Below are 10095 nucleotides of genomic sequence, written 5' to 3'. Positions count from 1 at the left end.
GGCACATCGGCCTGACCGCCCAGCCGCCCGTCCGTGCCCACCTCACGCGCCACCCGGGTCACCTCGGAGGTGAACAACGACAACTGGTCGACCATCCCGTTGAACACCGAGGCGATCTCGCCCAGCAACCCGTCGGCGTCCTCGGGCAGACGGGTGCGGAAGTCGCCGTCCCGGACCGCCGTCAGCCCGCCGAGCAGCTGACGCAGCTCGGTCTCGCCCACCTCGGAGGGGCCGTGGGGACGCTTGCCGCGCCCGCTCGAACGTGCGTTGCCGACCGTGGGGTCGCTCATGTCGTGTTCCTCGTTCCGTGCTCGCCCGGCATGGAAGAACTTCAACCCTGGGTAGCGGAAGAGTAGCCGCCTGCGCCCAGACGCGCGCTAGCCCCGAAGTTAGCCGAGAATGCCCCCGCGCGCCGCCCGTCACACGGAACGTTCCGCGGCGGCCCTGGCGGCGGCCACCGCCTCCTCGACCGTGTCGTGCACGGGGAGGTGCCCGAGCACCCCGGTGATGTCCAGCAACCGGGCGGGCAGGGGCTGCACGGCGGCCAGGCGCACCGCGCCCGACCTCCTGAGCCGGTCGGTGGCGAAGGCCAGCAGGACGTGCAGGCCCGAGCTGTCCACGAACGGCACCCGGGCCAGGTCGAACACGACCTGGTGCCCGGGCTCCGGACGGTCTTTGAGGAAGCTCTCGAACTGGGCGCGGTTGGTGGCGTCGAGCTCGCCGGACACCACGATCACGGTCACGCCCGGCTGCTCCCGGCGCAGGAGCGTCAGCGGTGGCATCGCCGCCCACCCCGCCTCGGACGCGACGCGACCGGCGGCGGAGGGGCGCCGCCCGGCGCCCGGTGATGACCGGCCCCGGCGCAGGCCGGGTGTGTCGAGAAGCCGCGTCCCGCGGGGGGCGGAGCAGTCACGCAAGCAGAATAGCCTCCCGGCGTCGCCGGGGACATCCCGTCAGTGACCGTGCCCGTGACCGTGACCGTGACCGACGAACGCGCCCGCCGGCCTGCCGGGCGGGACGAGACCGAGCGAGATCACCGCCGCCGCGCCCGCGACGACCGCGCACAGCACGAACCCCGAGGTGAAGCCGCCGGCCCCCGCGCCCGGCGTCAGGCCGGCCGCGGCGACCGTGGAGACCACCGCCACCCCGATCGAGCCGCCCAGCTCGTGGAAGGTGTTGATCACCCCGGAGGCGACGCCGCTCTCGCCGGGCGGGACGTTGGCCATCGTCGTGGTGGTGGCGGTCACGAACGCCGGCCCGATCCCCACGGCGGCCACTACGAACCCCGGCACCAAGGTGGTGAACGCGCCGGCCTCCGGGGAGACGCGCGTCATCAGCGCCGCCCCCGCGGCGGTCAGCAGGAACGACGCCACGGCCACCGGCCGGCCCCCGACCCTGCCGATGAGCCGGCCGCCGAGGTGCGCGCCGAGCGTGATGGCGACGGCGACGGGCAGGAACGTGAGCCCGGTCCGCAGGGGGCTGTAGCCCAGGACGTGCTGGAGGTAGAGGGAGCTGAGGAAGAACAGGCCCAGCATCAGCCCGGTGGCGACCAGCATGACGAACGCGCCCGAGACGACGGGACGCCTGGCCAGGGTCTCGACCCGCATGAGCGGCGCCCGTACCGACCGCTCGACCAGCACGAAGGCGACATAGGACAGGGCGGCCCCGGCCAGCGGCAGCACGGTTCCCGCGGCCCCCCAGCCGCCGTCGCCGGCGGAGACGAGCCCGTAGATCAGCAGGGCGGTCGCCAGCGTGACGAGCAGCGCGCCCCCGACGTCCACCCGGCCGCCGCGCTGGGCGTCGTCCCCGACCCGGGCGGGGACGACGCGCGGGACGGCGGCCAGCACCAGCAGGCCGACGGGGACGTTCACGAAGAACACCCACATCCAGCCGGGGCCGCCGGTCAGGACGCCGCCGAGCAGCACGCCGATCGCCGCGCCCGAGCCGCCGATGGCCGCCCACACGGCGAGCGCGCGGGCCCGGCGCTCGCCCTGGAAGACGGTGGTGACCACGGCCAGGGCCGCAGGCGACAGCAGCGCCGCGCCGACCCCCTGGACGGCCCGCCCGGCGATGAGCGTGCCGCCGTCGCCGGCCAGGCCGCAGACGAGCGAGGCCACGGTGAACAGCGCCAGCCCGGCCAGCAGCGTGCGGCGCGGGCCGAGCGCGTCGGCGAGCCGCCCGCCGAGGACCATCAGGCCGCCGAAGCACAGCGTGTACGTGGTCACCACCCAGGTCAGCGCCTCCCGGCCGAGCGCGAGGTCGGCGCCGATGGTGGGCAGGGCCACCTGGACGACGGTGATGTCGATGATCAGCATGAACTGCGCCAGGCACAGCAACGCCAGCACCGCCCAGCCCTTGCTCTGCGGGGGCGCGGAAGCCCGCGTTCCGACGTGGTGACTCATCCCAGCTCTCCTTAACTCGTACACTGGTGTTCAAGTTAAGCACAGCAAAACGGTACGCCGGTAGGGTGACGCGGCGGCCGGTCGGCTGGGAGGAGCCCTGCAGGGGAGGTGTCAGGCGGGGGAGGGCGGGGTGAGGAGGGCGAGCATCGTGCGGGTCAGGACCGGCTCGACCTCCTCGGCGGCCAGGCGGCCGGCCTCCCGTTCCTGGGCCGCGCTGTGGATGATCGCGAAGAACGTCGTCACCAGCCACTCCAGCGGCAGGTCGGTGCGGAAGTCGCCGTCGTCCTGGCCGCGGGCGATCAGACGCTCCACCCGGCGCAGCGGGCGGTCGTGGTGCTCGCGGATGCGCTCGGTGGGCAGCACCCGGTCGGCGGCCACGAAGAGCCGCCGGTGGCGGTCGAGGATCTCCCACGACGTGTGCAGCAGCCCGGCCATCGCCTCCGGCGCGGGAGCCGTGTCGAGGGCCTCGTCCTCCAGGACGGCGTCGGCCAGCCCGACGGTGTGGTCGAGGACGGCGTCCACCAGGGCCTCGCGGGAGGGGAAGTGCCCGTACAGGGTGACCCGGCCGACGCCCGCCGCCTTGGCGATCTCGGCCACGCTCGCGCCCGGATCGTCGCTGAGCAGCCGCGTCCCGGCTTCCAGGATGGCGGCGATGTTGCGCTCGGCGTCGGCCCGCCGGGCGGGGACGGGCTGTCGGGCGGCGGTCTTCCCCATGGGCACCAGCCTACGACGGCCCAGGCCGGAGATCGCCGCCGCCCTCGGCGCGTCACCGGCGCCGGGGGAGGCGGTCAGAGGGCGAGCGCGTGGTCCAGGAGGGACTGGAGGGTGACGGCCCCGGCGACCCGGCCGTCCTCGACGATCGCCACCAGCGGGCTGCGCGTGCGGGCCATGAGCGCCGCCAGTTCGAGCACGGTGGCCTTCATGTCCGCCACCGGCAGCTCGCGCGGCTGCTCGGGCAGGCACGCGCGGACGGTACGCGTGCCGAGCCGGCGCAGGAACAGGTCGGCGTGGGCCTCGTCCACCACCCGGGCCAGGGCCGGGTCGTCCTGGCAGTAGGGCGGCACGGCCAGCCGGAGCACCTGCGTGCCGGGGAGGATGCTGTGGGGGCGGCCGTCGTCGCCGATCACGATGAGGCCGGGCAGGTCGCGCTCGGCCAGCAGCCGGGCGGCGTCGAGCGCCGACGTGTCGAGCGTGACCGCCGGGAACTCCGTGACGAGATCGCGTGCGCGCATGGGTGATCATCCTCCGGCCCACAGCCTAGCCAACCCCTGCCCGCCCGGCGGAAGGCCCAGGCTTCCGTGGCGGGGTCAGGAGGGCGGACGCAGGTGGCCCGGCGGGACGTGGGCGGTGAGCCAGACGCCGTTGTCGCTGCGCAGGAACAGGTGACCGGTGGCGTGCATGTCCCCGGCGGCGACCGTCAGCACCACCGGCCTGCCCCTGCGCGCGCCCACCCGGACGGCGGTCTCCCGGTCGGCGGACAGGTGCACGTGGTGGCGGCTCATCGGCCGCAGGCCCTCACGGCGGATCGCGTCCAGGTTGCGGGCCACCGTCCCGTGGTAGAGGTACGCGGGCGGCCGCACGGCGGGCAGGCCGAGCTCCACCGGCACGGAGTGGCCCTGGCTGGCGCGGATCCTGCCGTCCTCGATCGCGTAGCGCCGCTTGTCGTTGGTCTCCACGACCTGGCGCAGCTCGTCGGGGGTGATCGGGAAGTCGTGCGCGGCGGCGGCGGCGAGCAGGTCGTCGACGGCCACCCAGCCGGCCGCGTCGAGGGAGAGCCCGATGCGCCGCGGGTCGTGGCGCAGGTGGCGGGCCAGGTACTTGGAGATGCGGATCATGCGTCGTTCGTCCATGGGGTTCCCATGGTGGCAGCGACGGGCGGGCGCGGTCAGCTGGTTTGTGCCCGTACGAGGTCGTCGCCGAGGGACGTCCGGCCGTAGAGGACCGAACGGCCCGCCCGCACGCGGCCGACCAGCCCCGCGTCGAGCAGCACCTTGAGATGGCGGCCCACCGAGCCCAGGCCCTGGCCGGTGAGCGCGACGAGCTGCGTGGTGCTCTTCGGGGTGTCCAGCAGCACCAGCACGCCCGCCCGCGCCCCGCCCAGCAGCCGGCCCAGCGCCTGCGGCGCGGGCGGCGGGCCGACGTCGGCCAGCGGCCCCGAGCACGGGTAGACGATCGCGCAGCGGCGGGAGCCGTGCCAGCTCACCCAGCCCTGGCGCGGCGTGACCGGCACGAACATCAGCCGCGCGCCCGCCAGGTCCCGCGGCGGGTGGTCGTAGGCGTTGATCTGCAGCCGTCCGTCGCCCAGCCAGCGCAGGCCGGGACGCATGCCGTCCAGAGCCGCCGCCCAGCCGCCCCGGCCCAGCCGCGCGGCGCGGGCCGTGACGTCGGCCTCGATGATCCGGCGGCGCCGCGGCCAGGCCGGCAGCACGGTCTCGCGCCACACCCACTCCAGCCGGGCGGCCATGCGCGCGGGCAGGTCGCCGCGGCGCAGCACGGCGGGCACCGGGCCGCCCAGCGACTCGACCAGGTCCTCGCGCGCCTGTCCGGGCGGGGTGTCGCGGACGCTCGCCACCTCCTCCTCGAAGGCGGCCTCGCCCTCTCCCTCGGGCGTGGGCGTGAGGAACGTCGCGTTCCACGTACGGCCCAGCGCGGCGCGGACGAGCAGCGCCGTGACCGGGTCGGCGGCCTGCTCGGCGCGGTAGGCGGGCAGGTGGGCGGCCAGCCAGGCGGCCTCGCCGGGATGGGCGGCGACGGCGCGGTCCAGCGTCTTCAGCGCGGCGATCGTCTCGGCCAGCGGCGACAGGACGAACCGGCCGTCCGCGAGCGTGTCCGCGTCGATCTGCCAGAAACCCACCCTCGCCCTCCTCGTCCGCGCTTTGTTTCGCGGGTGGGCGAAACAGTAACGCCTGCCGGCGCCGGTCGCGAAGACTGCCGTCCCATGCGCACGTACCGGGACCTGTTCGGCAGGTCCGGATTCACCCCGCTCTTCCTGGTCTCGTCCGGGCAGGTGGCCGGGCAGACGGTGAGCGGACTCGCCCTCGGCACCCTCGTCTACGCCGACACCGGATCGCCGCTGCTGTCCGGGCTGGCCATGTTCGGCCCGGCGCTCGCCCAGGTGGTGGGCGCGGCCACGCTGCTGTCGGCGGCCGACCGGCTGCCGCCGCGGGCCGCCCTGTCCGGGCTGGCGCTGGCGGCCGCGCTCGGCGCCGCCTTCCTGGCCGTGCCCGGCCTGCCCGTGTGGGGCATGCTCGCCGCCGTGCTGGCACTCGGCGCGCTGTCCGCGCTCGGCGGCGGCGTCCGGTACGGGCTGCTCAACGAGCTGCTCGACCGGGACGGTTACCTGCTCGGCCGGTCGGTGCTCAACATGTCCTCCGGGATCGTGCAGATCGCCGGGTTCGGCGCGGGCGGCGTGCTGGTGACCGTCCTGTCGCCGCGCGGGACGCTGCTCGTCGCCGCGGCCCTCCACCTGGCCGCCGCCCTGGCCGGGCTGGGGCTCGGACGGCGGCGGCCGCGCGCCTCCGGACGGCCCTCACCCGCCGAGACCTGGCGCGACAACGCGCGCCTGTGGTCCGATCGGCCGCGCCGGCACGTCTACCTCGCCCTCTGGCTGCCCAACGGCCTGATCGTGGGCTGCGAGTCGTTGTTCGTGCCGCTCGCCCCGGACCGGGCCGGGCTGCTGTTCGCCTGCGCCGCCGCCGGGATGCTCGCCGGTGACGTGCTGGTCGGCCGGTACGTGCCGCCGCACCGGCGGGCGCGGCTGGTCACGCCGCTGTACCTGCTGCTCGCGCTGCCGTACCTGGCGTTCGTGGCGTACCCGTCGCCGGTGCTGGTCGCGCTCGCCTCGGCCGGGTTCGCCGCCACCCTGCTGCTGCAGGAGCGGCTCATGGCGCTGACGCCCCCCGAGCTGAGCGGGCACGCGCTCGGGCTGCACTCCTCCGGCATGGTCGCCATGCAGGGGCTGGCCGCCGCGCTGGCCGGGGCCCTGGCCGAGCACACCTCGCCCGGCGCGGCGATGGCCGTGCTGGCCGCGGCGTCGGCGGCGGTCACGCTCGCGCTGGCGCCCCGCCTGCGGTCCCCCCGTGTCGCAACCCCGGCGCAGGCCCCGGCGAAGTTACCGTTGACCAGGGGAAATCGCCGGGGGAAGGACACACCATGACGCAGACGGACGACTTCGTGCTCGACGTCACCAGGATCCGCGAGCAGGTCCGGCAGAAGATGGACGAGGGCCCGATCACGCAGACCTTCGGCCGCGACCCGGAGAAGGTCATCGAGGTCCTCAACGACGTGATCGCCACCGAGGTGGTGTGCTGGCTCAGGTACACCAGGCACGCCATCTCGGCCAAGGGCATCGACCGCGCGCAGGTCGCGGCGGAGTTCACCGAGCACGCCAAGGAGGAGCTCGACCACGCGCTGCGCGCCGCCGAACGCGTCAGCCAGCTCGGCGGCGAGCCGGACTTCGACCCGGCCAAGCTCGTCCAGCGCTCGCACACCGACTACCAGGTGCCCGCCGACACCGACCTGAAGGCGCTGCTGGAGGCCAACCTGTGGGCCGAGCGCATCGTCATCTCCACCTACCAGGAGATCATCCGCTGGCTCGGCGAGGGCGACCCGACCACCCGCCGGCTCATGGAGTCGATCCTGGAAGAGGAGGAGGAGCACGCCGACGACCTCACCGACCTGCTCGGGGTCTAGAACCGGGCTTGGCCCGCCGTTGGGCGGCCCGTGAGCCGGCCCGGGTAAGTGCCCGGCATGAAGAGCCTGGTCAACACGCCCGTCACGCACACGCCGCCGTCCCGCGAGATCGACGTCGAGACGCTGAGCCGCCGCCTCGCCGCGGCCGTGGACGGCGAGGTGCGCTTCGACCTGGGCAGCCGCGCCGCCTACGCGCGTGACGCCTCCAACTACCGGCAGGTCCCGATCGGCGTCGTCGTGCCGCGCGACCTGGACGCCGGGGTGGCGGCGGTGGCCGTGTGCCGGTCCAGCGACGTGCCGGTGCTCTCCCGCGGCGGCGGCACCAGCCTGGCCGGGCAGTGCTGCAACGCGGCGGTGGTGATCGACTGGTCCAAGCACTGCGGTGCGGTCGAGTCCGTGGACGCGGCGGGCCGCCGGGTCGTCGTCCAGGCGGGGGCCGTGCTCGACCAGGTGGACCACGAGCTGGCGCCGTACGGGCTGATGGTGGGGCCGCGGCCGTCCAGCCACCGGGCCTGCACGATCGGCGGCATGATCGGCAACAACTCGTGCGGGGCGTCGGCGCAGGCGTACGGGAAGATGTCGCAGTCGGTGCTGCGGCTGGAGATCCTCACCTACGACGGCGTGCGCGCCTGGGTGGGGCCGACCAGCGACGCCGAGTACGACCGCATCCAGGCCCAGGGCGGCCGGCTGGCCGAGATCTACCGCCAGGTGCGCGACCTGCGCGACGAGACCATGGAACTGGTCCGCACCCGCTACCCCAGGCTGGAACGCCGCATCTCCGGCTACAACCTCGACCAGCTCCTGCCCGAGAACGGCTTCGACCTGGCCCGCGCCCTGACCGGCAGCGAGGGCACGCTGGTGACCGTGCTCCGCGCCGAGCTGCGCGTGGTGCCGTCGCCGCCCGCCAGGGCGCTGGCCGTGCTCGGCTTCGAGGACGTCTTCACCGCCGCCGACGCCGTCCCGGCCGTGGCACGGCACGCGCCGATCGCGCTGGAGGCCATGGACGAGACCATGTACCGGCTGGCCAAGCGGGAGCACCCCGGCGACCCGGCGCTCCAGGACCTGCCCGAGGGCGGCGGCTGGCTGCTGGTGCAGTTCGGCGGGGACACGCCCGAGCAGGCGCGCGAGCGGGCCGAGACGATGATGCGCGACGTGGGGGAGCGGGCCGGGGCGCCCACGCCCACGCACGCCTTCCTCGGCGACCCGGCCAGGGAGGACCGGCTGTGGCGGTGGCGGGAGTCGGGGCTCGGCGTGGAGGCGTACCCGCCGACCGGCCGCCAGACGTACGAGGGCTGGTCGGACGCGGCCGTGCCGCCCGAGCGGCTGGGCGCCTACCTGCGCGACTACGAGCGGCTGCTGCGCGCCCACGACTACCAGGACTCCGCCCTGTACGGCCACTTCGGCCAGGGCTGCGTGCACGGCCGCCTGCCGCTCGACCTGCACACCGACGACGGCATCGCCCGCTACCGCGCCTTCGCTGAAGAGGCCGCCGAGCTGGTCGCCTCCTACGGCGGCTCGCTGTCCGGCGAGCACGGCGACGGCCAGGCGCTGGCCGAGCTGCTGCCGATCATGTTCGGCCAGGAGATCGTGGAGGTGTTCGGCCGCTTCAAGGCCGTCTTCGACCCGCGCGACCGGATGAACCCGGGCAAGGTCGTCCACCCCCGCCACCTCGACCAGAACCTGGCCCAGCACCGCTTCTACCCGCACGAGCCGCGCCAGACGTTCTTCCAGTACCCCAACGACCACGGACGTTTCGGGCACGCCGCCACCCGCTGCGTCGGCACCGGGACCTGCCGCAAGCACACCTTCGAGGGCGGCGTCATGTGCCCCAGCTACCGGGTGACCCGCGAGGAGGAGCACTCCACGCGCGGGCGGGCCCGGCTGCTGGAGGAGATGGTGCGCGGCGACGTCATCACCGACGGCTGGCGTTCGGCCGCCGTGCGCGACGCGCTCGACCTGTGCCTGTCGTGCAAGGGCTGCCGCTCCGAGTGCCCCGTGAACGTGGACATGGCCACCTACAAGGCCGAGTTCCTCGCCCACCACTACCGGGGACGCCTCCGGCCGCGGGCCCACTACTCGATGGGCTGGCTGCCGGTGTGGGCGGCGCTCGCCTCGGCCGCGCCCGGCCTGGTCAACGCGGTCGGCTCGGCGCCGGGACTGTCGCGGCTGGTCAAGGCCGTCGCGGGGGTCACGCCGGAGCGCGAGCTGCCGAGGTTCGCCCGGCAGCGGTTCACCGACTGGTTCAGGCGGCGTCCCCGGAGCGGGCCGGGCACGCGGGGGCGGGTGGTGCTGTGGGCCGACACGTTCACCGACCACTTCGACCCGCACATCGGGCGGGCCGCCGTGGACGTGCTGGAGGCGGCCGGGTTCGAGGTGGTGGTGCCGCCGGTGACGCTGTGCTGCGGGCTGACCTGGATCAGCACGGGGCAGCTCGGGGTGGCGCGGCGGGTGCTGGCGCGGACGGTCGGGGCGCTCGCCCCCTGGGCCGAGGCCGGGGTGCCGGTGGTCGGCCTGGAGCCGAGCTGCGCCGCCGTGTTCCGCTCCGACGGCCCCGAACTGCTCAACACGCCCGAGACTCGGCTGCTGGCCGAGCGGTTCCTGACGCTGGCCGAGCTGCTGGAGACGCGCGCCGCCGACTGGCGGCCGGCCACGACCGGCGGGCAGGCGATCGCGCAGGTGCACTGCCACCAGAGCGCGATCATGGGCTACGACGCCGACCGGGCCGTGCTGGACCGCTTCGGCATCCGGACCAGCGTGCTCGACACCGGCTGCTGCGGGCAGGCCGGCAACTTCGGGTTCGAGCGGGGGCACCACGAGGTGTCGCAGGCGTGCGCCGAGCAGGGGCTCTGGCCCGCCGTACGGTCGGCCGGGCCGCAGGACGAACTGCTCGCCGACGGCTTCTCCTGCCGCACCCAGATCGCCGCCGCCGGCACCGGACGCCAGGGCCGCCACCTGGCCGAACTGCTCGCCACGGCCCTCCTCCGCCAGGACTGACCGGGCC

General features: G+C 74.9%; 10 protein-coding genes. 3 read left to right on the top strand and 7 right to left on the bottom strand.

Translation table 11 applies throughout. The features are described 5' to 3' along the window. The 7 genes from ACIBQ8_RS08950 to ACIBQ8_RS08920 form a co-directional block, all read right to left on the bottom strand. A partial coding sequence (locus ACIBQ8_RS08950) for a HAMP domain-containing protein (protein ID WP_397191623.1) occupies window positions 1–290 on the bottom strand: 290 nt, incomplete at its 3' end. 129 nt (window positions 291–419) lie between these two features. Continuing rightward, window positions 420–782 carry an STAS domain-containing protein gene (locus tag ACIBQ8_RS08945; protein WP_397173566.1) on the bottom strand — a complete coding sequence of 121 codons (363 nt, stop codon included), beginning with the start codon at window positions 780–782 and terminating at the stop codon, window positions 420–422. 171 nt (window positions 783–953) lie between these two features. Further along, complete coding sequence (locus ACIBQ8_RS08940; protein WP_397191622.1) at window positions 954–2402, bottom strand: MFS transporter; 1449 nt, start codon at window positions 2400–2402, stop codon at window positions 954–956. 111 nt (window positions 2403–2513) lie between these two features. Continuing rightward, a complete protein-coding gene (locus ACIBQ8_RS08935) occupies window positions 2514–3116 on the bottom strand; it encodes a TetR/AcrR family transcriptional regulator (protein ID WP_397173570.1) in 603 nt (200 codons plus the stop codon). Window positions 3117–3190: 74 nt separating this feature from the next. After that, window positions 3191–3634 (bottom strand): CBS domain-containing protein, encoded by a 444-nt coding sequence (locus ACIBQ8_RS08930; RefSeq protein WP_397173571.1) that lies wholly within the window; start codon window positions 3632–3634, stop codon window positions 3191–3193. Window positions 3635–3709: 75 nt separating this feature from the next. Further along, on the bottom strand, window positions 3710–4252 hold the full coding sequence (locus ACIBQ8_RS08925) for an RNA 2'-phosphotransferase (protein ID WP_397191621.1): 543 nt from the start codon (window positions 4250–4252) through the stop codon (window positions 3710–3712). Window positions 4253–4287: 35 nt separating this feature from the next. Beyond that, on the bottom strand, window positions 4288–5256 hold the full coding sequence (locus ACIBQ8_RS08920; RefSeq protein WP_397173575.1) for an ArsR/SmtB family transcription factor: 969 nt from the start codon (window positions 5254–5256) through the stop codon (window positions 4288–4290). Window positions 5257–5340: 84 nt separating this feature from the next. Here ACIBQ8_RS08920 and ACIBQ8_RS08915 point away from each other — a divergent pair, with 84 nt between their 5' ends. The 3 genes from ACIBQ8_RS08915 to ACIBQ8_RS08905 are packed head-to-tail and all read left to right on the top strand — an operon-like array spanning window position 5341 to window position 10088. Beyond that, window positions 5341–6558: an MFS transporter gene (locus ACIBQ8_RS08915; protein WP_397191620.1), complete on the top strand. Its 1218-nt coding sequence runs from the start codon at window positions 5341–5343 to the stop codon at window positions 6556–6558. Further along, window positions 6555–7094 carry a DUF892 family protein gene (locus ACIBQ8_RS08910; protein ID WP_364344784.1) on the top strand — a complete coding sequence of 180 codons (540 nt, stop codon included), beginning with the start codon at window positions 6555–6557 and terminating at the stop codon, window positions 7092–7094. Before ACIBQ8_RS08915 ends, ACIBQ8_RS08910 begins: the two co-directional genes overlap by 4 nt. Before the next feature lie 57 nt (window positions 7095–7151). Then, the gene (locus tag ACIBQ8_RS08905) at window positions 7152–10088 is read left to right on the top strand and encodes an FAD-binding and (Fe-S)-binding domain-containing protein (protein WP_397191619.1); all 2937 of its coding nucleotides are present in this window, start codon (window positions 7152–7154) and stop codon (window positions 10086–10088) included. Window positions 10089–10095: the final 7 nt, after the last annotated feature.

It is taken from the genome of Nonomuraea sp. NPDC049646 (assembly GCF_044465525.1).
Classification (GTDB): Bacteria; Actinomycetota; Actinomycetes; order Streptosporangiales; family Streptosporangiaceae; genus Nonomuraea.
Note: the sequence above shows the minus strand (reverse complement) of the source record. Positions and strands in the feature narration are given on the sequence as shown.

What these genes read in the sequence shown, in the direction of transcription:
- ACIBQ8_RS08945 (WP_397173566.1), bottom strand. Translation starts at nt 782, where the DNA reads ATGCCACCGCTGACGCTCCTGCGCCGGGAGCAGCCGGGCGTGACCGTG.
- ACIBQ8_RS08940 (WP_397191622.1), bottom strand. Translation starts at nt 2,402, where the DNA reads ATGAGTCACCACGTCGGAACGCGGGCTTCCGCGCCCCCGCAGAGCAAG.
- ACIBQ8_RS08935 (WP_397173570.1), bottom strand. Translation starts at nt 3,116, where the DNA reads ATGGGGAAGACCGCCGCCCGACAGCCCGTCCCCGCCCGGCGGGCCGAC.
- ACIBQ8_RS08930 (WP_397173571.1), bottom strand. Translation starts at nt 3,634, where the DNA reads ATGCGCGCACGCGATCTCGTCACGGAGTTCCCGGCGGTCACGCTCGAC.
- ACIBQ8_RS08925 (WP_397191621.1), bottom strand. Translation starts at nt 4,252, where the DNA reads ATGGACGAACGACGCATGATCCGCATCTCCAAGTACCTGGCCCGCCAC.
- ACIBQ8_RS08915 (WP_397191620.1), top strand. Translation starts at nt 5,341, where the DNA reads ATGCGCACGTACCGGGACCTGTTCGGCAGGTCCGGATTCACCCCGCTC.
- ACIBQ8_RS08910 (WP_364344784.1), top strand. Translation starts at nt 6,555, where the DNA reads ATGACGCAGACGGACGACTTCGTGCTCGACGTCACCAGGATCCGCGAG.
- ACIBQ8_RS08905 (WP_397191619.1), top strand. Translation starts at nt 7,152, where the DNA reads ATGAAGAGCCTGGTCAACACGCCCGTCACGCACACGCCGCCGTCCCGC.